Source organism: Streptomyces sp. NPDC047130 (assembly GCF_040643475.1).
Classification (GTDB): domain Bacteria; phylum Actinomycetota; class Actinomycetes; order Streptomycetales; family Streptomycetaceae; genus Streptomyces.
In genome coordinates this window covers 132,479-155,368 of the sequence record NZ_JBEYUK010000001.1, presented here as the reverse complement: position 1 = coordinate 155,368, position 22,890 = coordinate 132,479, and the positions used below count along the sequence as shown (strand labels likewise).

Here is a 22,890-nt window from a genome sequence, read left to right as displayed (position 1 = left end):
GAGAAGTGCTACATAGTGACGAACGCCGCGCCTGATCCGCCGTGCTTGACGCCCTACGGACGCTACGAGCGTTACAGCACATTGTTCCCTTATATGACTGCTGCCGCCGATAAACGAACGCCCCGACGGCACCAGGTGAGTGCCGACGGGGCGTTCGGGCGTACTGTCGGTCTGCCGTACGTACAGGCAGGACCGGATTTAGCGCTTGCTGTACTGCGGCGCCTTGCGGGCCTTCTTCAGACCGGCCTTCTTGCGCTCGACGGCACGCGCGTCGCGGCTCAGGAAGCCGGCCTTCTTCAGCGGGCCACGGTTGTTGTCGACGTCCGCCTCGTTCAGCGCACGGGCGACACCCAGACGGAGCGCACCGGCCTGACCGGAGACGCCGCCACCCGCGATGCGGGCGATGACGTCGTAACGGCCCTCGAGCTCGAGCACCTTGAAGGGCTCGTTGACCTCCTGCTGGTGCACCTTGTTCGGGAAGTAGTCCTCGAGGGTGCGGCCGTTGATCTTCCACTTGCCGGTGCCCGGAACGATCCGGACGCGGGCGATGGCGTTCTTGCGGCGGCCCAGGCCGGCGGCCGGCTGGGGCTCGCCGAAGCGGGAGGCCATGGACTCCGAGGTGTACTCGCCCTCGACGGGGGCCTCGGACTCGGTGGTGTAGCTGTCGATGTCAAGCTCTTCGAGCGGCTGCTCGGCAGTGGTCTCGGCCACGATTCTCCTCAGATTCTCTTCAGGCTTAGGGGGTGGCCGTACTTACTGCGCGACCTGGGTGATCTCGAACGGAACCGGCTGCTGGGCAGCGTGCGGGTGGTTCTCGCCCGAGTAGACCTTCAGCTTGGAGAGCATCTGACGGCCCAGGGTGTTCTTGGGGAGCATGCCCTTGACGGCCTTCTCGATGGCCTTCTCCGGGTTCTTCGCGAGCAGCTCGTCGTAACGAACCGACCGGAGACCACCCGGGTAGCCGGAGTGGCGGTAGGCCATCTTCTGGGTCTTCTTGTTGCCGGACAGGTGCACCTTGTCCGCGTTGATGATGATGACGAAGTCACCAGCGTCGACGTGGGGCGCGTAGATCGGCTTGTGCTTGCCCCGCAGGAGGGAGGCGGCGGTGGACGCCAGACGGCCGAGGACGACGTCCTGGGCGTCAATGACGTGCCACTGGCGGGTGATATCGCCGGGCTTGGGGCTGAACGTACGCACGGTTCGTAGCCTTCGCTATCTTCAGTGAATGGTCCTAGACAAGGTCACCGAAGCGATCACGACAGCCCTGACCGCACTGCGGTGACGCAAACCGCGTGCTGGTCGCTGGTCATCGGCCCGGTGGACCGGTGTAAGGGCCCGTCCCGTGAGAATGAGCAAGCCAATACACAACGAAAAGGCAGGTTACCCCTCGCCCGGCCCACGGGTCAAAACGCCCGTTCGCCTGTTCGGCGCCCACACCCCGGCCGGGCCTGATCGTTCCGCCCGCCGGAGCATGATCGTCCGCCCCATGACCCCCGCTCCGCACCGCCCCACGGCCCCAGCTCCGCACCGCCCGTCGCCCCCTGCCCCGCACGGCTGCGCGCCTCCCCCACGGCCCGTCGGGAGACCTGCGCCACACCCCCCGGCCGCCCCGGCACGGAGCGCGCGGAGCCCGGTCTAGGATGCGCGGCATGAGTTATGGGCAAGGGGGGCCTGGGCCACAGCAGTGGGACCCTTGGAAGCCTCATTCGCAGCAGCCGGACGCCGCAGCTCCGCAGCCGTGGTCGCAGGGCGGTTCCGGCAACCCCGGGGAGCCGGACTGGGAGGCCCTCGCGGAGGCCTCCGCCGCCAAGGCGAAGCGCCGCCGGATCGTCGCGGCCGCCGTCGCGGCGGTGGTCGTCGTGGCCGGCGCCGTCACCGCGGTCCTGCTGACCCGCGGCGGGGACGACCCCGGCCCCGTGGCCGGCTCCGGGGGCACCAGCGCCTCGGGCTCGACCGGCACGCCGTCCTTCGCGCCCACCAGCGCCCCGCCGCCGCTGGACCCGGAGGAGATCCTGGCGGACTCCCGCAAGGACACCGCGCCGCTCTCCCCCGCCGCCCTCTTCCCGGGCAAGGCGGGCGGGAAACTCACCCTCGGCGAGGCCGCCTACACCAAGGGCCCCTCCGCCGAGACCGCCGACTGCGCCTCCGCCGCCCAGCACACCCTCCCGAAGGTGCTGGCCGACAACGGCTGCACCAAGATGCTGCGCGCCACCTACACCCGTGACGGCGTCGCCGTCACCGTGGGCGTGGCCGTCTTCGACAACGCGGAGGACGCGACGGCGGCCCGGGAGCAGTCCGACAAGAGCGCCATCATCGCGCCGCTGTCCGGCAAGGGCGTGAAGTCGTTCTGCGACGGCGCGGTCTGCCGCAGCACGATCAACTCCTACGGCCGGTACACCTACTTCACCATCACCGGCTTCACCGACGGCAAGGACGTCAAGGCCCAGGACAAGGAGGTCTTCGACGCCGGCGACCACCTGGCCCACTACGCCTTCCAGCAGATCCACCGCCGCGGCGAGGCCCAGGCGACGGCGGCCCCGGCGCAGTGACCCGCACCCGCGGGACCTGGGGCCGACATGGCAGGGGCCCGGCGCATACCGCACGCGCCGGGCCCCTCCGCACGGACCAGGTCACATCGGGTCAGTCGCAGGTGACGCAGCCCTCGACGGCCGCCGAGCCCGGCCCCGACCCGGCCCCCGGCAGCGTGCGCCGGTTGCGGGCGGCGAGGTTGCGCGCGGCGAGCTGGTCGTCCGCCGGGTAGCCGACCTCCTCCAGCGTCAGCCCGTGCGGCCGCACCACGTGCACGGCGGAGTCCCGCACCCCGGCCGCCAGCACCTTCCCGGGCCACTCCACGGGCCGGTGCCCGTCACCGACGAACAGCAGCGCGCCGATCAGCGAGCGCACCATGTTGTGGCAGAACGCGTCCGCCCGCACCGTCGCGGTGACGATCCCGTCGTCCCCGCGGACCAGGCTCAGCTCCTGGAGGGTGCGGATGGTGGTGGCGCCCTCCCGCTTCTTGCAGTACGCGGCGAAGTCGTGCTCGCCCAGCAGCGCCTTGGCGGCCTCGTTCATCGCGGCCACGTCCAGCGGCCAGTCGTGCCAGAGCACGTGGCCGCGCAGCAGCGGGTCGACGCCGCCGGGGGCGTCGGTGACCCGGTAGGCGTACCGGCGCCAGACCGCGGAGAACCGCGCGTTGAAGCCGGGGGGCGCCTCGACCGCGGACCAGATCCGCACGTCCCGCGAGAGCCGCCCCGCCAGCCGCTTGAGCAGCTTCTCCCGGTGCTCGGCCCACAGCTCCGCGGGCAGGTCGACGTGGGCGACCTGGCCCCGGGCGTGCACCCCGGCGTCGGTGCGGCCGGCCACGGTCAGCTCGTACGTGGTGTCCCTCGACCGGGTCACGGTCCGCAGCGCGTCCTCGATCTCGCCCTGCACGGTGCGCTTCCCGCCGGCCTGCTTGGCCCACCCGTGGAAGCCGGTGCCGTCGTAGGACAGGTCCAGCCGCACCCGGACGAAACCGGGCTGTACTTCGTCGCTCACCCTTCGATCCTCTCAGGTCCCGTTCGGGTACCGGCATGCGAAAGCGGGCCCACCCCGAAGGGCGGGCCCGCTCTCGGAAGGCGTCAGCCTCAGGCGTCCTTGGCGTCACCCTCGGCCGCGTCCGCGGCGGGCTCGGCGGGAGCCTCGGTGGCCTCGTCCGTCTCGGTGGCCTCGGCCTGCTTGGCGTCCTTCTCGGAGGACTCCTTGACCGCACGCTTGGTGGCGGCCTCGGCCTCGCCGGTGGCCTGCTGGGCCACGGTCAGGGCCTCCACCAGCTCGATGACGGCCATGGGCGCGTTGTCGCCACGGCGGTTACCGATCTTGGTGATGCGGGTGTAACCACCGGGGCGGTTCTCGTAGCGCGGGCCGATCTCGGTGAAGAGCGTGTGGACGATGCTCTTGTCCGTGATGACCTGGAGCACCTGACGGCGGTTGTGAAGGTCGCCCTTCTTCGCCTTGGTGATCAGACGCTCGGCGTACGGGCGCAGACGGCGCGCCTTCGCCTCGGTGGTGGTGATGCGACCGTGCTCGAAGAGGCTCTTCGCGAGGTTCGCGAGGAGGAGCTTCTCGTGCGCGGCGCCGCCGCCCAGACGGGCACCCTTGGTGGGCTTCGGCATGTCTTTCTCCTAGGTGTCTGCCCCGGCCGTATCAGGTACCGGGGTCAGTATCCGAGCGGGCGGTCGCCCGTCGGAGACCCGCGCCCCCGAGGGGGCGCGGGAAGTGCGGCTGCCGGGACCGGGCTCAGTACTGCTCGGTCTCGACGAACCCGGCGTCCGAGTCGTCGTCGGCGCCGAAGGCGTCGGCGGCGGCGGTCGGGTCGAATCCGGGCGGGCTGTCCTTGAGGGCCAGGCCCATGCCGGCCAGCTTCGCCTTGACCTCGTCGATGGACTTCGCGCCGAAGTTGCGGATGTCCAGCAGGTCGGCCTCGGAGCGGGCGACGAGCTCACCCACGGAGTGGATGCCCTCGCGCTTGAGGCAGTTGTACGACCGAACGGTGAGCTCCAGCTCCTCGATCGGCAGCGCCAGGTCGGCGGCCAGGGCGGCGTCCGTCGGCGACGGGCCCATGTCGATGCCCTCGGCGTCGACGTTGAGCTCGCGGGCCAGACCGAACAGCTCGACCAGGGTCTTGCCGGCCGACGCCATGGCGTCACGCGGGCGCATGGCCTGCTTGGTCTCGACGTCGACGATCAGCTTGTCGAAGTCGGTGCGCTGCTCGACTCGGGTCGCCTCGACCTTGTAGGTGACCTTGAGGACCGGCGAGTAGATCGAGTCGACCGGGATGCGGCCGATCTCCTGGCCGGCCTGCTTGTTCTGGACGGCGGAGACGTAGCCGCGACCGCGCTCGACGGTCAGCTCCATCTCCAGCTTGCCCTTGCCGTTCAGCGAGGCCAGAACCAGGTCGGGGTTGTGCACCTCGACACCGGCCGGGGGCGCGATGTCGGCGGCGGTGACCAGACCCGGGCCCTGCTTGCGCAGGTACATCACGACCGGCTCGTCGTGCTCCGAGGAGACGACCAGCTGCTTGATGTTGAGGATCAGGTCGGTGACGTCCTCCTTGACGCCCGGCACGGTGGTGAACTCGTGCAGCACGCCGTCGATGCGGATGGACGTGACCGCCGCACCCGGGATCGAGGAGAGGAGGGTACGGCGCAGGGAGTTGCCGAGGGTGTAACCGAAGCCCGGCTCCAGCGGCTCGATCACGAACCGGGACCGGAACTCGTCGACGACCTCTTCGGTCAACGAGGGACGCTGAGCGATCAGCATGCTGGGATCAGATCCTTCTTTCGTGGACGCCCGCTATTTGACGTCCGACGGAACCGCGCCCGGCAGGAGGCGCGGGTACTGCAAGGATACGGGCGGCACGTCCCCTTCCGGATCCGTACCGCCCGACATCTCAAGCCCTCACGGGCGCCATGCGAAACCCTCGGCCGGGAGACCCCGGCCGCGGATCAGACGCGGCGGCGCTTCGGCGGACGGCAGCCGTTGTGGGGGGTGGGGGTGACGTCCTGGATCGAACCCACCTCGAGGCCGGTGGCCTGGAGGGAGCGGATCGCGGTCTCACGGCCGGAGCCGGGACCCTTGACGAAGACGTCGACCTTGCGCATGCCGTGCTCCTGCGCGCGACGCGCGGCCGACTCGGCGGCCATCTGCGCGGCGAACGGGGTGGACTTGCGCGAGCCCTTGAAGCCGACGTGGCCGGCGGAGGCCCAGGAGATCACGTTGCCCGACGGGTCCGTGATCGAGACGATCGTGTTGTTGAACGTGCTCTTGATGTGCGCGTGGCCGTGAGCGACGTTCTTCTTTTCCTTGCGGCGCACCTTCTTGGCAGCGCCCTGACGTCCCTTGGGGGGCATGTCTTATCTCCTACGGGAGGTGGTCGGTCCTACAGCGAAGACCGTGGACAGTCGTCCGCTGCGGACTACTTCTTGCCCGGCTTCTTCTTGCCGGCGATGGCGCGACGCGGGCCCTTGCGGGTACGAGCGTTCGTGCTGGTGCGCTGACCGCGGACCGGCAGGCCACGACGGTGACGCAGACCCTGGTACGAACCGATCTCGACCTTGCGGCGGATGTCGGCCTGCACCTCGCGACGGAGGTCACCCTCGGTCTTGATGTTGGCGTCCACGTACTCGCGGATCGCGACGAGCTGCTCCTCGGAGAGGTCGCGAACACGGATGTTCGGGTCGATGCCCGTCGCGGCCAGCGTCTGCTGGGAGAGGGTCCGGCCGATGCCGAACACGTAGGTGAGGGCGACCTCCACGCGCTTTTCGCGCGGGATGTCAACACCGGAAACGCGTGCCATTCAATGGCTCCAGTTGGTTGTCGGAGGTCTGCGGCAGAACCGGCTCCCGCCCGCCGTTCCCCGCTGCTTTCACGGGGTCGGTACGGGACGGGTCCCCGGCCTCCGACCGGGGGTGTCGGAACCGACCGAACGGCTCCGGGTCCTGCGTATGACATTTTGCTCGCGTCGCGCGAAGACTCTGCGGAAGCAGAGGGGAGGTCAGTGCGTCAGCCCTGGCGCTGCTTGTGGCGCGGGTTCTCGCAGATGACCATGACCCGACCGTGACGGCGGATCACCCTGCACTTGTCGCAGATCTTCTTGACGCTCGGCTTGACCTTCATGGGATGAGGTTCTCCGGGTCAGTGCCACCACCCGCGGACCGCCCAAGCCGGACGGCGCACGGAGTGCAGGCAGATCTACTTGTACCGGTAGACGATCCGGCCACGCGTCAGGTCGTACGGAGAAAGCTCCACCACGACCCGGTCGTCAGGGAGGATGCGGATGTAGTGCATACGCATCTTGCCGCTGATGTGAGCCAGGACCTGGTGGCCGTTCTGGAGCTCGACCCTGAACATGGCGTTCGGCAGAGACTCGACGACAGTGCCCTCGATCTCGATGGCACCTTGCTTCTTGGCCACGCTTCGCCCTTCGAATCGACTACCTTGATCGACTCCGCACGAAGCGCATACAGGCATGCGGGTGCACGGGAGCCGACGAGTCAGTCTACGTCAGGGCTCCGCGAAATACGAATCGGGGAAGAATGCCCCATCCGCGTGATCCTTACTCCCGGTTTCCCCGGGGAACCCGCGAGGAACCGACGGGCCGCCGGACGTCACCGGCCCTCACGCACCGCGCCCCCGCGCCGGAGGCGGAGGGCGCTCCGGGGGCGGGGGCGGCGGGAAGGCTCAGGAGGCCAGCGGGTCCGGGGCCGCGGTGATGCCGTGCTCGGCCAGCTTGGCGCGGCCGCCGTCGGGGGCGGTGAGGACCAGCGGGCCCTCCGCCGTCAGCGCCACCGAGTGCTCCCAGTGCGAGGACCAGGTCCCGTCCGTGGTGATCACGGTCCAGTCGTCGGCGAGGACCTTCGTCTTCGGCGTGCCCAGCGACACCATCGGCTCGATGGCCAGGCAGAAGCCGGTGACCAGCTTGGGGCCCTTGCCGCGGCGTCGCTCGACGTAGTTCAGCAGGTGCGGGTCCATGTGCATCTCGGTGCCGATGCCGTGGCCGCCGTAGTCCTCGACGATGCCGTACTTGCCGCCGCCCGGCTTCGGCTGGCGGCGGATGTACGTCTCGATGGCGCGGGAGATGTCGACCAGCCGGTTGCCCTGCTTCATGGCCGCGATGCCCGCCCACATCGACTCCTCGGTCACCCGGGAGAGCTCGTGCAGCTCGGGCAGGTGGCCGGAGCCCACGAAGCAGGTGTACGCGGCGTCCGCGTGCCAGCCGTCGATGATGGCGCCGGCGTCGATGGAGATCACGTCGCCGTCCTTGAGGACCACCTCGTCGGAGGGGATGCCGTGGACGACCACCTCGTTGACCGAGGTGCAGATGGTGGCGGGGAAACCGCCGTAGCCGAGGAAGTTCGACTTCGCGCCGTGCTCGGCGAGCACCTTGCGGGCCACCTCGTCGAGGTCACGGGTGGTGGCGCCGGGGACCGCGGCCTCCCGGGTGGCGGCGTGCACGGCGGCGACGACCAGCCCCGCCTCGCGCATCTTCGCGATCTGCTCCGGGGTCTTGATCTGCACCATGAGCGCTACGGGCCTTTCTCCGCCGGACCGACGTGGTCCCGTCCTGTACGTACACCACCAACGATACGTGTTCCCCGCACCCGCCGTGACAGCCCGGTCCCGGACGCGCACGCAGCGCACCGGGCCGACGGGCACCGGGGCGCCACAGGCCGCCGCGGGCCGCCGGGCCGCCGCGGGCCGCCGAGGGCCGCCGGGACGCCGAGGGCCGCCGGAGAACGCCGAGGGCCGCCGGAGAACGCCGAGGCCGCGGCTCCCCGGGGGGAGCCGCGGCCTCGTACGGCGGTCTGCGGGCGGGCGGAGGACTACTCGCCGACCTTGAGCGCGGCCATCGCGCGGGCGGTGACCTCGTCCACCTTCCCGAGCGCCTCGATCGTCACGACCAGGTCCTGCGCCCGGTAGTAGTCGATGATCGGCTCGGTCTGGGTGTGGTAGACCTCCAGGCGCTTGCGCACCGTGTCCTCGGTGTCGTCGTCACGCTGGTACAGCTCGCCGCCGCAGACGTCGCAGACGCCCTCGGTCTTCGGCGGGTTGTACGTGGCGTGGAAGACGTGCGCGGAGTCCTTGCGGCAGATGCGCCGGCCGGCGATCCGCTTCACGATCTCGTCCTCGGGGACCTCGAGGTCCAGCACCGCGTCGAGCTTCATGCCGCCCTCGCCGAGCATGCCGTCCAGCGCCTCGGCCTGCGAGACGTTGCGGGGGAAGCCGTCGAGGAGGAAGCCGCCCACGGCGTCCGCCTGCTCCATGCGGTCCTTGGCCATGGCGATGGTGACCTCGTCCGGTACCAGGTCGCCCTTGTCCATGTAGGACTTCGCCAGCTTGCCCAGCTCCGTCTGCTGGCCGATGTTGGCCCGGAACAGGTCGCCCGTGGAGATGTGCGGGATGGAGAGGTTCTCGGCGAGGAACGCGGCCTGCGTTCCCTTACCGGCACCAGGCGGCCCGACGAGGACGATTCGCATCAGCGGAGGAACCCTTCGTAATTGCGCTGCTGGAGCTGGCTCTCGATCTGCTTCACCGTCTCGAGGCCCACACCCACGATGATCAGGATGCTGGTGCCACCGAACGGGAAGTTCTGGTTTGCCCCGAAACCGGCCAACGCCATTGTCGGCACGAGAGCGATCAGACCCAGGTACAGCGAACCCGGCCAGGTGATCCGGTTGAGCACGTAGCTCAGGTACTCAGCGGTCGGTCGGCCAGCCCGGATGCCCGGGATGAACCCACCATACTTCTTCATGTTGTCGGCCACTTCTTCGGGGTTGAAGGTGATGGCCACGTAGAAGAAGGCGAAGAAGACGATCAGCAGGAAGTACATGGCGATGTAAATCGGGTCATCGCCATCCACAAGGTGCGCCTGGATCCACGTCTTCCAGCCGGACGTACCGCTCGAGAACTGGGCCACCAGCGCCGGGATGTACAGCAGCGACGAGGCGAAGATGACCGGGATCACACCCGCCTGGTTGACCTTGAGGGGGATGTAGGTCGACGTGCCGCCGTAGGAGCGGCGGCCGATCATGCGCTTCGCGTACTGGACGGGAATGCGCCGCTGCGCCTGCTCGACGAACACCACCAGGCCGACCATCACGAAGCCGACCAGCATCACGGTGCCGAACTCGATCCAGCCGTCGGCCAGGGTGCCCTGCTCCTTGATGGCCCAGAGGGCGGAGGGGAAGGTGGCGGCGATCGAGATGAACATCAGGATCGACATGCCGTTGCCGATGCCGCGGTCGGTGATGAGCTCGCCCAGCCACATGACGGCGGCGGTGCCGGCCGTCATGGTGAGGACCATGATGACGGTGACGTAGATCGAGCGGTCCGGAACGATCTGGCCGGCCACGGAGCAGCCGCTGAAGAGCGCGCCGCTGCGGGCGGTCGCGACGAGGCCGGTGCCCTGGAGCACGGCCAGCGCGATGGTCAGGTATCGGGTGTACTGGGTGATCTTCGCCGTACCGCTCTGGCCCTCCTTCTTGAGGGCCTCGAGCCGCGGGATCACGACGGTCAGCAGCTGCAGAATGATGCTCGCCGTGATGTACGGCATGATGCCGAGCGCGAAGATCGTGATCTGCAGCAGCGCACCACCGCTGAACATGTTGACCAGGCCGAAGAGACCCGAGTTGCCGGCCGCCTGGTCCACACAGATCTGTACGGACTGGTAGTCCACACCGGGAATCGGGACATGCGTACCGACGCGGTAGACAACGATGATGCCGAGCGTGAAGAGCAGCTTCTTGCGCAGGTCGGGCGTCTTGAACGCCCGGGCGAACGCGGTGAGCACGGTGCCTCCTGCGACCCCCGCGCAACTGCGTCAAGGGTGACGGTCTTGAGGATCGACAAATACCAAACGATGTAACGGGCCGCCGCCGCTTCGAGTGCCCGGTGCGTCGTGTGGGCGCACTGGTCGAAGGGTGGCAGTGGAGGTCACCTTACCGGCGACACCAACCCCTTGAGAACGACCAACCGGGGATACCCCATTTGTGGGGCATCCCCGGTCGGGAATCGCTCGGGTCACAGGGACATCAGCCGTACACCGCAAGGACGCCGACCGTGCCCGGTGCTCGTCAGACGAGCTCGGTGACCGTACCGCCGGCGGCGGTGATCTTCTCCTTGGCGGAGCCGGAGACGGCGTCGACCGTCACCTGCAGCGCCACGGAGATCTCGCCCTGGCCGAGGACCTTGACGAGCTGGTTCTTGCGGACGGCACCCTTGGCGACCAGGTCGGCAACGGTGACCTCCCCACCCTCGGGGTAGAGGGCGGCGAGCTTGTCCAGGTTCACGACCTGGAACTCGGTCTTGAAGGGGTTCTTGAAGCCCTTGAGCTTCGGGAGACGCATGTGGAGGGGCATCTGGCCACCCTCGAAGCGCTCCGGAACCTGGTAACGGGCCTTGGTGCCCTTGGTGCCACGACCGGCCGTCTTACCCTTCGACGCCTCACCACGACCCACACGGGTCTTGGCGGTCTTGGCGCCCGGGGCGGGACGGAGGTTGTGGATCTTGAGCGGGTTCTGCTCCGCCATGATCAGTCGACCTCCTCGACCGTCACGAGGTGGCGGACGGTGTGCACCATGCCGCGGAACTCGGGGCGGTCCTCCTTGACGACCTGCGTGTTGATGCCCTTGAGGCCAAGGGAACGCAGGGTGTCGCGGTGGTTCTGCTTGCTGCCGATGTACGACTTAACCTGGGTGATCTTCAGCTGCGCCATCACGCACCCGCCCCGGCACGCGCACGAAGGAGAGCCGCGGGAGCGACGTCCTCGAGCGGCAGACCACGGCGGGCCGCGATCTCCTCGGGACGCTGCAGGCCCTTCAGGGCCTCCACGGTCGCGTGCACGATGTTGATCGCGTTGGACGAGCCGAGCGACTTCGACAGCACGTCGTGGATACCGGCGCACTCGAGCACGGCGCGCACCGGACCACCGGCGATAACACCGGTACCGGGGGACGCGGGCTTGAGCAGCACGACGCCGGCAGCCTTCTCACCCGTGATCGGGTGCGGGATGGTGCCCTGGATGCGGGGGACCTTGAAGAAGTGCTTCTTGGCCTCCTCAACGCCCTTGGCGATGGCGGCCGGCACCTCCTTGGCCTTGCCGTAACCGACACCCACGGTGCCGTCACCGTCGCCCACCACGACCAGCGCGGTGAAGCTGAAGCGACGACCACCCTTCACAACCTTGGCGACACGGTTGATCGCGACAACGCGCTCAACGTAAGCGGTCTTCTCGGCGGCAGCTGCGCCGCCGTCACGGCCCTTCCGGTCCCGCCGCTCGCCGCCACCGGCACCGCTGCCGCGGCGCTGGGGTCCAGCCATTGGAATTACCTCTCTCTGTTTCCGCTAGCTTCGCTACGGAACCGGCTCAGAACTTGAGACCGGCTTCGCGGGCGGCGTCCGCCAGGGCGGCGATGCGCCCCGCGTACCTGTTGCCACCACGGTCGAACACGACAGCCTCGACGCCCGCGGCCTTGGCACGCTCGGCGACAAGGGCGCCGACCTGACCGGCCTGAGCGGACTTGTCGTTCTCGCCGCCGCGGATCGAGGCGTCCAGGGTGGACGCCGACGCCAGGGTGTGACCCTTGATGTCGTCGATCACCTGGGCCACGATGTGGCGGTTCGAACGGGTCACGACGAGACGGGGACGCTCGGCGGTACCGGAGATGTTCTTGCGGATCCGGATGTGCCGACGCTTGATGGCGGCGCGCTTGTAGGCGTCGCCCTTCAGGATCTTCTGCCCGTATGCCATGGGTTACTTACCCGCCTTTCCGACCTTGCGGCGGATGACTTCGCCCTCGTACTTGACGCCCTTGGCCTTGTACGGGTCGGGCTTGCGCAGCTTGCGGATGTTCGCCGCGACCTCGCCGACCTTCTGCTTGTCGATGCCCTCGACCTGGAAGCGGGTGGGGGTCTCCACCTTGAAGGTGATGCCCTCGGGCGCCTCGACGGTGATCGGGTGCGAGTAGCCGAGCGCGAACTCGAGGTTCGAACCCTTGGCCGTCACGCGGTAACCGACACCGCTGATCTCGAGCTTCTTCACGTAACCCTGGGTCACGCCGGTGATCATGTTCGCCACCAGCGTGCGGGACAGGCCGTGGAGGGCCTTGTTCTGACGCTCGTCGTTGGGGCGGGTCACCTGGAGGGTGCCGTCCTCGCCCTTGACGATCTCGATCGGCGCCACGACGGTGTGGGTCAGAGAGCCCTTGGGGCCCTTGACCGAGACCGTACGGCCGTCGATGGTGACGTCCACGCCGGCGGGAACCGCGATGGGGAGCTTGCCGATACGCGACATAGCTGTATCTCGTTCCCTTCCGTTACCAGACGTAGGCGAGGACTTCCCCACCCACGCCCTTCTTGCCGGCCTGCTTGTCGGTCAGGAGACCGTGCGACGTGGAGATGATCGCCACGCCGAGGCCGCCGAGGACCTTGGGCAGGTTGGTGGACTTCGCGTACACCCGGAGACCGGGCTTGGAGATCCGCTTGATCCCCGCGATGGAGCGCTCGCGGTTCGGGCCGAACTTCAGCTCGAGGACGAGGTTCTTGCCGACCTCGGCGTCCTCGGTCTTCCAGCCGGTGATGAAGCCCTCCTGCTGGAGGATCTCCGCGATGTGCGACTTGATCTTGGAGTGCGGCATCGACACCGTGTCGTGGTATGCCGAGTTCGCGTTACGCAGACGCGTGAGCATGTCTGCGATCGGATCAGTCATGGTCATGAATTGGCCTTAGGCCTCTCTCGCCGGGGTTTCCTGATGCGCCATCCCTCTCCCCGATCCGAGACGGGACGGGTGCGGCGCGGTGGACCTACGGCGTAGTAAGCGTCATTGAGCGGGCCGCCAACTGGCACAGCCCGCGGACGGCCGGGCACGGCAAGCGCCCAGCCACACCAGCCTAAGCCATGTGTGGCGGGTCGCCTGCCGGACCGGCCTGCTTACCGAGAGCCCGGGATCCCCAAATGGGGATTTACCAGGAGCTCTTGGTCACGCCCGGCAGCTCGCCACGGTGAGCCATCTCACGGAGGCACACGCGGCAGAGGCCGAACTTGCGGTACACGGAGTGCGGACGGCCGCAGCGCTGGCAGCGGGTGTACGCGCGCACACCGAACTTGGGCTTGCGAGCAGCCTTCGCGATGAGAGCCTTCTTCGCCATCTCGCTCACGCCTCCTTGAACGGGAAGCCGAGGTGACGGAGGAGCGCACGGCCCTCAGCGTCGTTGGCAGCCGTGGTCACCACGGTGATGTCCATGCCTCGGGTGCGGTCGATCTTGTCCTGGTCGATCTCGTGGAACATGACCTGCTCCGTGAGACCGAAGGTGTAGTTGCCACGGCCGTCGAACTGCTTGGGGGACAGGCCGCGGAAGTCGCGGATGCGCGGGAGCGCGAGCGACAGGGTGCGGTCCAGGAACTCCCACATGCGGTCGCCACGGAGCGTGACGTGGGCACCGATCGGCTGACCCTCACGCAGCTTGAACTGCGCGATGGACTTGCGGGCCTTGGTGACGGCCGGCTTCTGACCGGTGATCGTGGTGAGGTCGCGGATGGCGCCCTCGATCAGCTTGGAGTCGCGGGCGGCGTCGCCCACACCCATGTTGACCACGATCTTGACGAGGCCGGGAACCTGCATGACGTTCTCGTACTTGAACTCGTCACGCAGCTTGCCCGCGATCTCCTCGCGGTACTTCGTCTTCAGACGCGGAGTGGTGGTAGCCATCAGATGTCCTCACCCGTCCGCTTGGCAACGCGGATCTTGTTGCCGTTCTCGTCGAAGCGGTAACCGACGCGGGTCACGACCTTCTGGCCGTCCTTCTCCACGACGAGCTGAACGTTGCTCACGTGGACCGGAGCCTCGACGGTCACGATGCCGCCGGCCTGGTTCGGGCCGGCCTTCGTGTGCTTCTTGACCCGGTTGACACCCTCGACCAGGACGCGGTTCTCGCGGGGGAAGGCCGCGACGACCTTGCCCTGCTTGCCCTTGTCCTTGCCGGTGATGACCTGGACCAGGTCGCCCTTCTTGATCTTCATGCTCACAGCACCTCCGGCGCGAGGGAGATGATCTTCATGAACTTCTTCTCGCGCAGCTCACGGCCCACGGGGCCGAAGATACGGGTGCCACGAGGGTCGCCGTCGTTCTTCAGAATGACGGCGGCGTTCTCGTCGAAGCGGATGTACGAGCCGTCCGGACGGCGGCGCTCCTTGACGGTGCGAACGACGACGGCCTTGACGACGTCGCCCTTCTTCACGTTGCCACCGGGGATCGCGTCCTTGACGGTGGCGACGATGACGTCACCGATGCCCGCGTAGCGGCGACCGGAGCCACCGAGCACACGGATGCAAAGGATTTCCTTCGCACCAGTGTTGTCGGCGACACGCAGTCGCGACTCCTGCTGGATCACGTCTATCTCCTGATCGTCTGCCGGTTCCCTCCGGAGCAGAGCCGGAGAGCCTGGCGGAACTCACCCGCGGGAAGCCCCCGCGGGAATTACTTGTGGCCTCTGAGGCGGGAACCGGACCGGGGGGCGGGGAAGCCCCCCGGCCGGTCAGCTGGGGCAGGGCCCCGGCTTCTTACTTCGCCTTCTCGAGGATCTCGATGACGCGCCAGTGCTTGGTGGCGGACAGCTTCCGGGTCTCCATCAGGAGGACGCGGTCGCCGATGCCGGCAGCGTTCTGCTCGTCATGCGCCTTGAGCTTGTTCGTACGGCGGATGACCTTGCCGTACAGCGCGTGCTTCACGTGGTCCTCGACGGCGACGACGACGGTCTTGTCCATCTTGTCGCTGACGACCAGACCCTCACGGGTCTTGCGTGCGTTGCGCTCGCCTGCGGCGGAGCCGCCGGTGTTTGCAGTCTGCTCAGTCACGTTGTTCTCGCTCATGCGTTCTCCACCGACTCGATGCCGAGCTCACGCTCACGCATGAGGGTGTAGACCCGGGCGATGTCCTTGCGGACCGCCTTCAGACGGCCGTGGTTCTCGAGCTGGCCCGTCGCCGCCTGGAAGCGGAGGTTGAACAGCTCTTCCTTGGCCTCGCGGAGCTTCGCGAGAAGCTCCTCGTTGCCCAGCTCGCGCAGCTCGGACGCCTTGGTACCGGCCGACATCACGCTTCACCTGCCTCGCGCTTGACGATCCGGCACTTCATCGGCAGCTTGTGGGCCGCACGGGTCAGCGCCTCACGGGCGATCTTCTCGTTGGGGTAAGACAGCTCGAACATGACCCGACCCGGGTGCACGTTCGCGACCCACCACTCCGGAGAACCCTTACCGGAACCCATGCGGGTCTCGGCGGGCTTCTTGGTGAGGGGGCGGTCCGGGTAGATGTTGATCCAGACCTTGCCGCCACGCTTGATGTGGCGGGTCATCGCGATACGAGCGGCCTCGATCTGGCGGTTGGTGACGTACGCCGGCGTCATGGCCTGAATGCCGTACTCGCCGAACGCAACCGTCGTACCGCCCTTGGCCATACCGCGGCGCTTGGGGTGGTGCTGCTTGCGGTGCTTGACCCTACGCGGGATCAGCATGGGTCAGCTCTCCTTTCCGGCAGAGCTCGGCTCGGCAGCGGCGCCCGCGGGGGCCTCGGCCGTGCGGGCCTCGGCGGCGGCAGCCGACTGCTGGGGCTTGCGGCCACGACCGCCACGCTCGCCACCGCGGCCACCACGGCCGGCCGGGCGGTCGTTGCCGCCACCACGGGCCGGACGGTTGCCGGCGCGGGCGGCGGCGTTCTCGGCGCGGACCTCGGCGATGTTCTTGACGTCGCCCTTGTAGATCCAGACCTTCACGCCGATGCGGCCGAAGGTCGTCTTGGCCTCGAAGAAGCCGTAGTCGACGTTGGCGCGGAGCGTGTGCAGGGGCACGCGGCCCTCGCGGTAGAACTCCGAGCGCGACATCTCGGCGCCGCCGAGACGGCCACCGCACTGGATCTTGATGCCCTTGGCGCCCGCCTTCATCGCCGACTGCATGCTCTTACGCATGGCACGGCGGAAGGAGACGCGGGAGGACAGCTGCTCGGCGACGGCCTGGGCCACGAGCTGAGCGTCGGTCTCGGGGTTCTTGACCTCGAGGATGTTCAGCTGGACCTGCTTGCCGGTGAGCTTCTCGAGGTCACCGCGGATGCGGTCGGCCTCGGCGCCGCGGCGGCCGATCACGATGCCCGGACGGGCGGTGTGGATGTCCACCCGCACGCGGTCACGGGTGCGCTCGATCTCGACCTTGGAGATGCCGGCGCGCTCCATGCCGGACGTCATCATCCGACGGATGGCGACGTCTTCCTTGACGTAGTCCTTGTACAGCTTGTCGGCGTACCAACGCGACTTGAAGTCGGTCGTGACACCGAGCCGGAACCCATGCGGGTTAACCTTCTGGCCCATTACCGGGTTCCTTCCTTGCTGCTGACGACCACGGTGATGTGGCTGGTCCGCTTGCGGATCCGGTAGGCGCGGCCCTGGGCGCGCGGACGGAACCGCTTCAGGGTCGGGCCCTCGTCGACGTACGCCTCGGAGACGTACAGGCTCGACGAATCGGTGTGGTCGTAGTTGTGCGCGGCGTTGGCGATGGCGCTGTCCAGCACCTTGCCGACCGGCACGCTCGCGGCCTGCGGGGCGAAACGCAGGACCGCCTGAGCCTCCGTGGCATCCATGCCACGGATAAGGTCCACCACGCGGCGGGCCTTCATGGGCGTGACGCGGATGTACCGCGCCTGGGCCCTGGCTTCCATGGTTGTCCCTTCAGTGTCTGTCATGGTCTTTCACAGCCCCGCTTTAGCGGCGCTTCGACTTCCGGTCGTCCTTGACGTGACCCCGGAAGGTGCGCGTCGGCGAGAACTCGCCGAGCTTGTGGCCGACCATGGACTCGGTGACAAACACCGGGATGTGGGTCTTGCCGTTGTGCACCGCGATCGTGTGGCCGAGCATGGCCGGGACGATCATCGAGCGACGGGACCAGGTCTTGATGACGTTCTTGGTGCCGGCTTCGTTCTGGACATCCACCTTCTTCATGAGGTGGTCGTCGACGAAGGGCCCCTTCTTGAGACTACGCGGCATCTAAACCCGCTCCTAGCGCTTCTTGTTCGTCTTGCGGCGGCGGACGATGTACTTGTTCGACGCCTTCTTGGGCGAACGAGTACGACCTTCCTTCTTGCCCCACGGGGAGACGGGGTGACGGCCACCGGAGGTACGGCCTTCACCACCACCGTGCGGGTGGTCGACCGGGTTCATGACGACACCACGGACGGTCGGGCGGACGCCCAGCCACCGCTTGCGGCCGGCCTTGCCCCAGTTGATGTTGCTCTGCTCGGCGTTGCCGACCTCGCCGACGGTGGCGCGGCAGCGCACGTCGACCAGGCGGATCTCACCGGAAGGCATGCGGAGGTGGGCCATCGAGCCCTCCTTCGCGAGCAGCTGCACGGAGGCGCCTGCGGAGCGGGCGAACTTGGCGCCGCCACCGGGACGGAGCTCGATCGCGTGGATCGTGGTACCGACCGGGATGTTGCGGAGCGCCAGGTTGTTGCCCGGCTTGATGTCGGCCCCGGGACCGGCCTCGACACGGTCGCCCTGCTGCAGGTTGCGCGGCGCGATGATGTAGCGCTTCTCGCCGTCCGCGTAGTGCAGCAGCGCGATGCGCGCGGTGCGGTTGGGGTCGTACTCGATGTGCGCGACCTTCGCCGGCACGCCGTCCTTGTCGTGACGACGGAAGTCGATCACGCGGTAGGCGCGCTTGTGTCCGCCACCCTGGTGGCGAACGGTCACACGACCGGCGTTGTTACGGCCGCCCTTGCTGTGCAGGGGGCGGACCAGCGACTTCTCCGGCGTGGACCGCGTGACCTCGACGAAGTCGGCGACGCTGGAGCCACGACGGCCCGGAGTCGTCGGCTTGTACTTGCGGATACCCATTTCTCAGTCCTCGTCCGATATCGGACGATCCGGACCGCCGTCAGGCGGTCGGACCGCCGAAGATGTCGATACGGTCGCCCTCGGCGAGGGTCACGATCGCGCGCTTGGTGTCGGGGCGCTTGCCGAACCCGGTGCGGGTGCGCTTGCGCTTGCCCTGGCGGTTGATCGTGTTGACCCCGGTGACCTTGACCGAGAAGACCGACTGCACGGCCTCCTTGATCTGGGTCTTGTTGGAGCCCGGCGCGACGATGAACGTGTACTTGTTCTCGTCGATGAGCGCGTAGCTCTTCTCCGACACGACCGGCTTCAGCAGCACGTCACGGGGGTCCGTGTACGCCTTGCTGGCCGGGGTGACGACGGTGTTCTTGCCCTCGGCGGCGTGGCGGCGCGCCTTGGCGACGCGCGCGGCCTTGGCGGCCTTCGCAGCCTTGGAGGCGATGCTCGGGTGACGCGTAGCCATCAGGCCTCGCTCCCTTCGGTGACGGTCTGGCCGCCGGACACGAAGGACTCGAAAGCGGCCTGGGTGAAGACCACGTCGTCCGAGACGAGAACGTCGTACGTGTTCAGCTGGCCCGGCTCCAGGATGTGGACCTGGGGCAGGTTGCGGGCGGACAGCCACGCGGCCTCGTCGGCGCGGTCGACGACCAGGAGCAGGTTCTTGCGCTCCGAGATCTTGCCGAACAGCGACTTCGCGGCCTTCGTGGAGGCGGCACCCTCGACCACGCCGGAGACGACGTGGATGCGGTTGTGGCGGGCCCGGTCGGTGAGGGCGCCACGCAGGGCGGCGGCCTTCATCTTCTTGGGGGTCCGCTGCGAGTAGTCACGCGGCACGGGACCGTGCACGACGCCACCACCGGCGAACTGCGGCGCGCGGGTCGAACCCTGGCGGGCGCGACCGGTGCCCTTCTGGCGGTACGGCTTGCGGCCACCGCCACGGACCTCGCCGCGGGTCTTGGTCTTGTGCGTGCCCTGACGGGCAGCGGCCAGCTGCGCGACGACGACCTGGTGGATCAGCGGAACGCTGACCTTGGCGTCGAAGATCTCCGCGGGGAGCTCGACGGTACCGGCCTTGTCGCCCGCCGGCGAAAGGATGTCAACAGTGCTCATCGGTTACCTCAGGCCCCCTTGGCCGCGGTGCGGACCAGGACGAGGCCGCCGTTCGGACCGGGAACCGCGCCCTTGATGAGCAGCAGACCCTTCTCCGCGTCAACGGCGTGGACGGTCAGGTTCTGGGTGGTGACCCGCTCGTTGCCCATGCGACCCGCCATGCGGAGGCCCTTGAACACACGGCCCGGGGTGGCGCAGCCACCGATGGAGCCGGGAGAGCGGTGCTTGCGCTGGGTGCCGTGACCGGCGCCGAGGCCCTTGAAGTTGTGACGCTTCATGACACCGGCGAAGCCCTTGCCCTTGCTCTTGCCGGTCACGTCCACCTTGACGCCGGCCTCGAACACCTCGGCGGTGATCTCCTGGCCGAGGGTGTACTCGGAAGCGTCCGAGGTACGGATCTCGACGAGGTGGCGGCGGGGGGTGACGTCGGCCTTGGAGAAGTGGCCCTTGAGGGGCTTGTTCACCTTGCGCGGGTCGATCTCGCCGAAGGCGATCTGGACCGACTCGTAGCCGTCGACGTCGTTCGTACGGACCTGGGTCACGACGTTCGGGGCGGCCTTGACGACGGTGACCGGGACGACGCGGTTGTTCGCGTCCCAGACCTGCGTCATGCCGAGCTTCTCGCCCAGGATGCCCTTGATCTGCTTAGCCATTCTCAGATCACCGGCCTTCAGAGCTTGATCTCGATGTCGACACCGGCCGGGAGGTCGAGTCGCATCAGGGAGTCAACGGTCTTGGGCGTCGGGTCGAGAATGTCGATCAGGCGCTTGTGCGTGCGCATCTCGAAGTGCTCGCGCGAGTCCTTGTACTTGTGCGGCGACTTGATGACGCAGTACACGTTCTTCTCAGTGGGCAGCGGCACCGGGCCCGCGACCGACGCACCAGTGCGGGTCACCGTCTCGACGATCTTCTTCGCCGAAGAGTCGATGACCTCGTGGTCGTAGGCCTTGAGCCGGATGCGGATCTTCTGTCCCGCCATGGCTACTCAGTAGTCCTGTCTCTAGTAACGCTCTGGAACCCGGTGGGTTTGCTGGACCCTCTTCGCCGACCCACGCGGTCGGGCGTGTCGCGCTCCCGTCGATACGAAGTCCCGAACCGGGAATCCCTACCAGGGGAGTGCGGCTCACCGCCGCGGAGCCGGGAGCGGAAGGCCCACCGGGTGCCTGGCCGGAGTCGCGCCGGCACTTCCCGGAAGATTCCCGTACTTCCAGCCCACGCGGGGCTGACGAGTACTGTGGGACTCGCTTCCGGTCCTCCCGGCGGGAGACGTGCGACATCAACACTCGACCGAGCAACTTGGCTAGTGTGCCATACGGGGCATGAGCCTGGCCAATCGGGCGGAAGAGCGTACCCCGCACGACAAGCACGTCAAACCCGAGGGCGACGTGTCGCGCACGCGAGGGCGAACCCGCAGGTCGGCGGGGGTGCGGCGGCCGTGCCGCGAGGTCGCGCGACGCCTGCGCGCCGCTCCCGCCGGACCGGGGCCGCGGGTGCGCGGGGCCGCCGTCGCGCACGGAGGTGCGGAATGTGGCGCGGATCATGCGGGCCCTCCGCCGCGACCCGGCGACGCGGTGACGCGGTGACGCGGCGACCGGTCAGGACACGCGGGCGAACCGTTCGGGGGCTACCAGGAGCCGCCCCCGCCGCCTCCGTCGCCGCCGCCGCTCGAGCCGCCGCCCCCGCTGCCGTCACCGCCACCGGTGTGACCGCCGGACGAGGAGGACGAGCCCCCGGTGTCGGCGGCGAGGCGGCTGCCGGCCGCCGCCGCGGCGTCCGGCAGGTGGGCGGCGAGAGCGACCAGGTCCCCGTCGCGCCGGTGGCCGGCGGACCAGGCGGCGGCCAGGCCGAGGGCCACCGCCCACGGGGTGTCGCGGTCCGTGCGGGGCGTGCCGGGGTCGGCCAGGTGACGGCGCAACGCCTCGGTGGCGAGCCACAGTCGGGCCCCTCGCGCGGTACGGACGCGCAGCTCGTCGGCGAGGACCAGCAGCGCGAGGCCCGCCCCGGCCGCAGCCGCCCACCCGGCCCGCGCGTCCACGACCGCGGTGAGCACGGTCCCCGCGAGGGCCGCCACCGCGCCCACGATCCGCGCGGCACGGACGTAGGCGTCGCCCCGCGGTGTCCACAGCCCTTCGCCGCCGGAGGCCCGCCACTCGTCGAGGCGCGTGCGCAGCAGCTTCCAGGCCGCGGCGAAGTCCCGGTGGTACTGCCCGAGGCGTATCTTGTCGCGGCGCGCGAAGAGCAGGTCCAGGACCTCCGCGGTGACCGGTTCGTCGGCCCCGCTCCCCCGGCGCGCGCCCCGGAACAGGACGGGTCTCTTACGGCCGGTGATGGTGAGCGCCCCGTCCCGCGAGGCGCTCATCAGCCAGGCCGCCCGGTGCTCGTCCCGCACCCGTCCGGCGTGCAGGATCCCGGCCTGGGCGGGGGTGAGCCCCGCGGGCGGGACGGGGGACGGCTTCACGGCGGCGGCCGCGCGGCGCAGGTCCCGCCGCCGCACCCCGCCGTCGGCGCCCTCGACCCGCGCCCGCGTGGCGAACCGGACCAGCGCCGCCGTGAGCAGCGCCGCGGCCGCCGCGGCTCCCGTCGCGCCCAGCCCTGCCAGGGCGGGACCGGGCCGCTCCTCCGCGGCGGGGCGTCCGGCCGGTTCCGCGGGCGGGGCGCCGGCCGCGCCGCCGGTCAGCGCCCGGCCGACGTCGGCGCGGAGCAGGACGCCCTCCCCCTCGTCCAGCCCGGAGACGTCCGCGTCCAGCCGTCCGGGCGTGGGCCGCCGCATCTCGCACGACCCGCCCCCGCCGGTGCCGTAGTGCGTGCAGACCGCCGACTCCAGCCGGGCCGGGGCGGTGATCCGCACCTGCACACGGTCGGCCGGGACCTCCCAGCCGAGCCCGTTCACGTCCCAGGAGAAGCCCTGGCCGGCGACGACCAGGCCGGGCAGGGTGTAGCTGATCCGGTACCGGTGCACCCCGGTCAGGGTCCCGTCCGGGTCGCCGACCCGGACGCGGACGGCGCCCGCTCCGGTGTCGGTGGTGGTGAAGGGGACGGGCCTCCCGTCGAGTGTGGCGGTCATGTCCCGCGGTGTCCCCGTGCCGGTGCCGCCGATCCGCCGGTGGATGCCGTGGCGGTCCTCGCCGGCGAAGTCGTAGTCGATCACCTCGGTGATCCGCGCGCTGTCGTCCTCGGCGAGCTCGGCGACCACCCGGTGCAGCAGCACCCGCTCCCCCGGGGCTCCGAACACCGCCCCCAGGAGCCCCGTCAGCCCCACCACCAGCACGCCCACCACCAGGAGCACGGCGCCTCGCCCGCTCCGGCCCCCCGCTTTCCCCGCCACCGAACCCCTCCCGTCCCGGCCTGCCGCGGATGCTGTCGGCCGCGC

Annotated in this window: 35 protein-coding genes; 1 reads left to right on the top strand and 34 read right to left on the bottom strand. The window is 69.0% G+C overall.

The genetic code is table 11. The features are described 5' to 3' along the window. Positions 1 to 198 precede the first annotated feature (198 nt). Both rpsI and rplM read right to left on the bottom strand, forming a co-directional pair. Positions 199 to 711 (bottom strand): 30S ribosomal protein S9, encoded by a 513-nt coding sequence (gene rpsI / locus ABZ836_RS00755; protein WP_361138106.1) that lies wholly within the window; start codon positions 709 to 711, stop codon positions 199 to 201. 42 nt (positions 712 to 753) lie between these two features. Beyond that, complete coding sequence (gene rplM, locus ABZ836_RS00750) at positions 754 to 1,197, bottom strand: 50S ribosomal protein L13 (RefSeq protein WP_151771757.1); 444 nt, start codon at positions 1,195 to 1,197, stop codon at positions 754 to 756. Between the two features lie 452 nt (positions 1,198 to 1,649). On the opposite strand from rplM, the gene ABZ836_RS00745 reads away from it, so the two are divergent. Beyond that, complete coding sequence (locus ABZ836_RS00745; protein ID WP_356128670.1) at positions 1,650 to 2,549, top strand: hypothetical protein; 900 nt, start codon at positions 1,650 to 1,652, stop codon at positions 2,547 to 2,549. A gap of 91 nt (positions 2,550 to 2,640) precedes the next feature. Here the strand turns inward: ABZ836_RS00745 and truA are convergent, their stop codons facing one another. From truA to ABZ836_RS00585, 32 genes are all read right to left on the bottom strand, one after another. Then, positions 2,641 to 3,537, bottom strand: a complete 897-nt coding sequence (truA, locus tag ABZ836_RS00740; protein ID WP_356128667.1) for a tRNA pseudouridine(38-40) synthase TruA — start codon at positions 3,535 to 3,537, stop codon at positions 2,641 to 2,643. 89 nt (positions 3,538 to 3,626) lie between these two features. Next, positions 3,627 to 4,154, bottom strand: coding sequence for a 50S ribosomal protein L17 (gene rplQ, locus ABZ836_RS00735; RefSeq protein ID WP_356128664.1), 528 nt, complete (start codon positions 4,152 to 4,154; stop codon positions 3,627 to 3,629). 124 nt (positions 4,155 to 4,278) lie between these two features. Then, a complete protein-coding gene (locus ABZ836_RS00730; protein ID WP_151771761.1) occupies positions 4,279 to 5,301 on the bottom strand; it encodes a DNA-directed RNA polymerase subunit alpha in 1,023 nt (340 codons plus the stop codon). 185 nt (positions 5,302 to 5,486) lie between these two features. Continuing rightward, the gene (gene rpsK / locus ABZ836_RS00725) at positions 5,487 to 5,891 is read right to left on the bottom strand and encodes a 30S ribosomal protein S11 (RefSeq protein WP_003956432.1); all 405 of its coding nucleotides are present in this window, start codon (positions 5,889 to 5,891) and stop codon (positions 5,487 to 5,489) included. Between the two features lie 65 nt (positions 5,892 to 5,956). Further along, positions 5,957 to 6,337 carry a 30S ribosomal protein S13 gene (rpsM, locus tag ABZ836_RS00720; protein WP_356128661.1) on the bottom strand — a complete coding sequence of 127 codons (381 nt, stop codon included), beginning with the start codon at positions 6,335 to 6,337 and terminating at the stop codon, positions 5,957 to 5,959. 206 nt (positions 6,338 to 6,543) lie between these two features. Then, positions 6,544 to 6,657, bottom strand: a complete 114-nt coding sequence (gene rpmJ / locus ABZ836_RS00715) for a 50S ribosomal protein L36 (protein WP_003998809.1) — start codon at positions 6,655 to 6,657, stop codon at positions 6,544 to 6,546. A 75-nt stretch (positions 6,658 to 6,732) separates the two neighbouring features. Beyond that, positions 6,733 to 6,954, bottom strand: coding sequence for a translation initiation factor IF-1 (infA, locus tag ABZ836_RS00710; protein ID WP_004927214.1), 222 nt, complete (start codon positions 6,952 to 6,954; stop codon positions 6,733 to 6,735). Between the two features lie 267 nt (positions 6,955 to 7,221). Beyond that, the gene (gene map / locus ABZ836_RS00705; protein ID WP_356128657.1) at positions 7,222 to 8,061 is read right to left on the bottom strand and encodes a type I methionyl aminopeptidase; all 840 of its coding nucleotides are present in this window, start codon (positions 8,059 to 8,061) and stop codon (positions 7,222 to 7,224) included. Between the two features lie 302 nt (positions 8,062 to 8,363). Next, positions 8,364 to 9,017, bottom strand: coding sequence for an adenylate kinase (locus ABZ836_RS00700; RefSeq protein ID WP_361138101.1), 654 nt, complete (start codon positions 9,015 to 9,017; stop codon positions 8,364 to 8,366). Next, positions 9,017 to 10,330: a preprotein translocase subunit SecY gene (gene secY / locus ABZ836_RS00695; RefSeq protein ID WP_356128651.1), complete on the bottom strand. Its 1,314-nt coding sequence runs from the start codon at positions 10,328 to 10,330 to the stop codon at positions 9,017 to 9,019. Before secY ends, ABZ836_RS00700 begins: the two co-directional genes overlap by 1 nt. Before the next feature lie 283 nt (positions 10,331 to 10,613). Then, positions 10,614 to 11,069, bottom strand: coding sequence for a 50S ribosomal protein L15 (rplO, locus tag ABZ836_RS00690; RefSeq protein WP_356128648.1), 456 nt, complete (start codon positions 11,067 to 11,069; stop codon positions 10,614 to 10,616). A 2-nt stretch (positions 11,070 to 11,071) separates the two neighbouring features. Then, positions 11,072 to 11,254: a 50S ribosomal protein L30 gene (gene rpmD, locus ABZ836_RS00685; protein WP_003974250.1), complete on the bottom strand. Its 183-nt coding sequence runs from the start codon at positions 11,252 to 11,254 to the stop codon at positions 11,072 to 11,074. Further along, positions 11,254 to 11,859: a 30S ribosomal protein S5 gene (rpsE, locus tag ABZ836_RS00680; RefSeq protein WP_164423743.1), complete on the bottom strand. Its 606-nt coding sequence runs from the start codon at positions 11,857 to 11,859 to the stop codon at positions 11,254 to 11,256. Before rpsE ends, rpmD begins: the two co-directional genes overlap by 1 nt. A gap of 46 nt (positions 11,860 to 11,905) precedes the next feature. Then, the gene (rplR, locus tag ABZ836_RS00675; RefSeq protein WP_356128644.1) at positions 11,906 to 12,289 is read right to left on the bottom strand and encodes a 50S ribosomal protein L18; all 384 of its coding nucleotides are present in this window, start codon (positions 12,287 to 12,289) and stop codon (positions 11,906 to 11,908) included. 3 nt (positions 12,290 to 12,292) lie between these two features. Next, the gene (gene rplF, locus ABZ836_RS00670) at positions 12,293 to 12,832 is read right to left on the bottom strand and encodes a 50S ribosomal protein L6 (RefSeq protein ID WP_356128641.1); all 540 of its coding nucleotides are present in this window, start codon (positions 12,830 to 12,832) and stop codon (positions 12,293 to 12,295) included. Positions 12,833 to 12,854: 22 nt separating this feature from the next. Next, positions 12,855 to 13,253 (bottom strand): 30S ribosomal protein S8, encoded by a 399-nt coding sequence (gene rpsH / locus ABZ836_RS00665; RefSeq protein WP_180220786.1) that lies wholly within the window; start codon positions 13,251 to 13,253, stop codon positions 12,855 to 12,857. A gap of 247 nt (positions 13,254 to 13,500) precedes the next feature. Then, entirely contained in the window at positions 13,501 to 13,686 is a 186-nt protein-coding gene (locus tag ABZ836_RS00660; protein WP_003956452.1) for a type Z 30S ribosomal protein S14, read from the bottom strand. 5 nt (positions 13,687 to 13,691) lie between these two features. Beyond that, positions 13,692 to 14,249: a 50S ribosomal protein L5 gene (rplE, locus tag ABZ836_RS00655; RefSeq protein WP_166024943.1), complete on the bottom strand. Its 558-nt coding sequence runs from the start codon at positions 14,247 to 14,249 to the stop codon at positions 13,692 to 13,694. Beyond that, entirely contained in the window at positions 14,246 to 14,557 is a 312-nt protein-coding gene (gene rplX, locus ABZ836_RS00650; RefSeq protein ID WP_108954809.1) for a 50S ribosomal protein L24, read from the bottom strand. Before rplX ends, rplE begins: the two co-directional genes overlap by 4 nt. A 2-nt stretch (positions 14,558 to 14,559) precedes the next feature. Then, positions 14,560 to 14,928 (bottom strand): 50S ribosomal protein L14, encoded by a 369-nt coding sequence (gene rplN, locus ABZ836_RS00645; RefSeq protein ID WP_055718836.1) that lies wholly within the window; start codon positions 14,926 to 14,928, stop codon positions 14,560 to 14,562. A gap of 169 nt (positions 14,929 to 15,097) precedes the next feature. Further along, positions 15,098 to 15,406: a 30S ribosomal protein S17 gene (gene rpsQ / locus ABZ836_RS00640; protein ID WP_356128638.1), complete on the bottom strand. Its 309-nt coding sequence runs from the start codon at positions 15,404 to 15,406 to the stop codon at positions 15,098 to 15,100. After that, the gene (gene rpmC, locus ABZ836_RS00635) at positions 15,403 to 15,627 is read right to left on the bottom strand and encodes a 50S ribosomal protein L29 (protein ID WP_108954811.1); all 225 of its coding nucleotides are present in this window, start codon (positions 15,625 to 15,627) and stop codon (positions 15,403 to 15,405) included. Before rpmC ends, rpsQ begins: the two co-directional genes overlap by 4 nt. Further along, positions 15,627 to 16,046, bottom strand: coding sequence for a 50S ribosomal protein L16 (rplP, locus tag ABZ836_RS00630; RefSeq protein WP_005313579.1), 420 nt, complete (start codon positions 16,044 to 16,046; stop codon positions 15,627 to 15,629). Before rplP ends, rpmC begins: the two co-directional genes overlap by 1 nt. Positions 16,047 to 16,049: 3 nt before the next feature. Further along, a complete protein-coding gene (gene rpsC / locus ABZ836_RS00625; protein WP_356128633.1) occupies positions 16,050 to 16,892 on the bottom strand; it encodes a 30S ribosomal protein S3 in 843 nt (280 codons plus the stop codon). Beyond that, positions 16,892 to 17,239, bottom strand: coding sequence for a 50S ribosomal protein L22 (gene rplV, locus ABZ836_RS00620; RefSeq protein WP_108954813.1), 348 nt, complete (start codon positions 17,237 to 17,239; stop codon positions 16,892 to 16,894). The genes rpsC and rplV overlap by 1 nt, the downstream gene beginning before the upstream one ends. Before the next feature lie 43 nt (positions 17,240 to 17,282). Continuing rightward, on the bottom strand, positions 17,283 to 17,564 hold the full coding sequence (rpsS, locus tag ABZ836_RS00615; RefSeq protein ID WP_108954814.1) for a 30S ribosomal protein S19: 282 nt from the start codon (positions 17,562 to 17,564) through the stop codon (positions 17,283 to 17,285). 12 nt (positions 17,565 to 17,576) lie between these two features. Continuing rightward, entirely contained in the window at positions 17,577 to 18,413 is an 837-nt protein-coding gene (gene rplB, locus ABZ836_RS00610; RefSeq protein WP_151771773.1) for a 50S ribosomal protein L2, read from the bottom strand. Between the two features lie 40 nt (positions 18,414 to 18,453). Then, a complete protein-coding gene (gene rplW / locus ABZ836_RS00605) occupies positions 18,454 to 18,873 on the bottom strand; it encodes a 50S ribosomal protein L23 (protein ID WP_151771774.1) in 420 nt (139 codons plus the stop codon). Next, complete coding sequence (rplD, locus tag ABZ836_RS00600) at positions 18,873 to 19,520, bottom strand: 50S ribosomal protein L4 (RefSeq protein WP_356128627.1); 648 nt, start codon at positions 19,518 to 19,520, stop codon at positions 18,873 to 18,875. The genes rplW and rplD overlap by 1 nt, the downstream gene beginning before the upstream one ends. Before the next feature lie 8 nt (positions 19,521 to 19,528). Further along, complete coding sequence (gene rplC / locus ABZ836_RS00595; RefSeq protein ID WP_356128624.1) at positions 19,529 to 20,173, bottom strand: 50S ribosomal protein L3; 645 nt, start codon at positions 20,171 to 20,173, stop codon at positions 19,529 to 19,531. Between the two features lie 17 nt (positions 20,174 to 20,190). Beyond that, a complete protein-coding gene (gene rpsJ / locus ABZ836_RS00590; protein ID WP_003948644.1) occupies positions 20,191 to 20,499 on the bottom strand; it encodes a 30S ribosomal protein S10 in 309 nt (102 codons plus the stop codon). A 645-nt stretch (positions 20,500 to 21,144) separates the two neighbouring features. Continuing rightward, complete coding sequence (locus ABZ836_RS00585; RefSeq protein WP_361138093.1) at positions 21,145 to 22,806, bottom strand: DUF2207 domain-containing protein; 1,662 nt, start codon at positions 22,804 to 22,806, stop codon at positions 21,145 to 21,147. Between the last annotated feature and the right edge of the window lie 84 nt (positions 22,807 to 22,890).

Coding starts and splice junctions, on each gene's coding strand:
- ABZ836_RS00745 (WP_356128670.1), top strand. CDS start 1,650: ATGAGTTATGGGCAAGGGGGGCCTGGGCCACAGCAGTGGGACCCTTGG.
- rplQ (WP_356128664.1), bottom strand. CDS start 4,154: ATGCCGAAGCCCACCAAGGGTGCCCGTCTGGGCGGCGGCGCCGCGCAC.
- ABZ836_RS00730 (WP_151771761.1), bottom strand. CDS start 5,301: ATGCTGATCGCTCAGCGTCCCTCGTTGACCGAAGAGGTCGTCGACGAG.
- rpsK (WP_003956432.1), bottom strand. CDS start 5,891: ATGCCCCCCAAGGGACGTCAGGGCGCTGCCAAGAAGGTGCGCCGCAAG.
- rpsM (WP_356128661.1), bottom strand. CDS start 6,337: ATGGCACGCGTTTCCGGTGTTGACATCCCGCGCGAAAAGCGCGTGGAG.
- rpmJ (WP_003998809.1), bottom strand. CDS start 6,657: ATGAAGGTCAAGCCGAGCGTCAAGAAGATCTGCGACAAGTGCAGGGTG.
- map (WP_356128657.1), bottom strand. CDS start 8,061: ATGGTGCAGATCAAGACCCCGGAGCAGATCGCGAAGATGCGCGAGGCG.
- ABZ836_RS00700 (WP_361138101.1), bottom strand. CDS start 9,017: ATGCGAATCGTCCTCGTCGGGCCGCCTGGTGCCGGTAAGGGAACGCAG.
- rplO (WP_356128648.1), bottom strand. CDS start 11,069: ATGGCGGAGCAGAACCCGCTCAAGATCCACAACCTCCGTCCCGCCCCG.
- rpmD (WP_003974250.1), bottom strand. CDS start 11,254: ATGGCGCAGCTGAAGATCACCCAGGTTAAGTCGTACATCGGCAGCAAG.
- rpsE (WP_164423743.1), bottom strand. CDS start 11,859: ATGGCTGGACCCCAGCGCCGCGGCAGCGGTGCCGGTGGCGGCGAGCGG.
- rplR (WP_356128644.1), bottom strand. CDS start 12,289: ATGGCATACGGGCAGAAGATCCTGAAGGGCGACGCCTACAAGCGCGCC.
- rplF (WP_356128641.1), bottom strand. CDS start 12,832: ATGTCGCGTATCGGCAAGCTCCCCATCGCGGTTCCCGCCGGCGTGGAC.
- rpsH (WP_180220786.1), bottom strand. CDS start 13,253: ATGACCATGACTGATCCGATCGCAGACATGCTCACGCGTCTGCGTAAC.
- ABZ836_RS00660 (WP_003956452.1), bottom strand. CDS start 13,686: ATGGCGAAGAAGGCTCTCATCGCGAAGGCTGCTCGCAAGCCCAAGTTC.
- rplX (WP_108954809.1), bottom strand. CDS start 14,557: ATGAAGATCAAGAAGGGCGACCTGGTCCAGGTCATCACCGGCAAGGAC.
- rpsQ (WP_356128638.1), bottom strand. CDS start 15,406: ATGAGCGAGAACAACGTGACTGAGCAGACTGCAAACACCGGCGGCTCC.
- rpmC (WP_108954811.1), bottom strand. CDS start 15,627: ATGTCGGCCGGTACCAAGGCGTCCGAGCTGCGCGAGCTGGGCAACGAG.
- rplP (WP_005313579.1), bottom strand. CDS start 16,046: ATGCTGATCCCGCGTAGGGTCAAGCACCGCAAGCAGCACCACCCCAAG.
- rpsC (WP_356128633.1), bottom strand. CDS start 16,892: ATGGGCCAGAAGGTTAACCCGCATGGGTTCCGGCTCGGTGTCACGACC.
- rplV (WP_108954813.1), bottom strand. CDS start 17,239: ATGGAAGCCAGGGCCCAGGCGCGGTACATCCGCGTCACGCCCATGAAG.
- rpsS (WP_108954814.1), bottom strand. CDS start 17,564: ATGCCGCGTAGTCTCAAGAAGGGGCCCTTCGTCGACGACCACCTCATG.
- rplB (WP_151771773.1), bottom strand. CDS start 18,413: ATGGGTATCCGCAAGTACAAGCCGACGACTCCGGGCCGTCGTGGCTCC.
- rplW (WP_151771774.1), bottom strand. CDS start 18,873: ATGGCTACGCGTCACCCGAGCATCGCCTCCAAGGCTGCGAAGGCCGCC.
- rplD (WP_356128627.1), bottom strand. CDS start 19,520: ATGAGCACTGTTGACATCCTTTCGCCGGCGGGCGACAAGGCCGGTACC.
- rplC (WP_356128624.1), bottom strand. CDS start 20,173: ATGGCTAAGCAGATCAAGGGCATCCTGGGCGAGAAGCTCGGCATGACG.
- rpsJ (WP_003948644.1), bottom strand. CDS start 20,499: ATGGCGGGACAGAAGATCCGCATCCGGCTCAAGGCCTACGACCACGAG.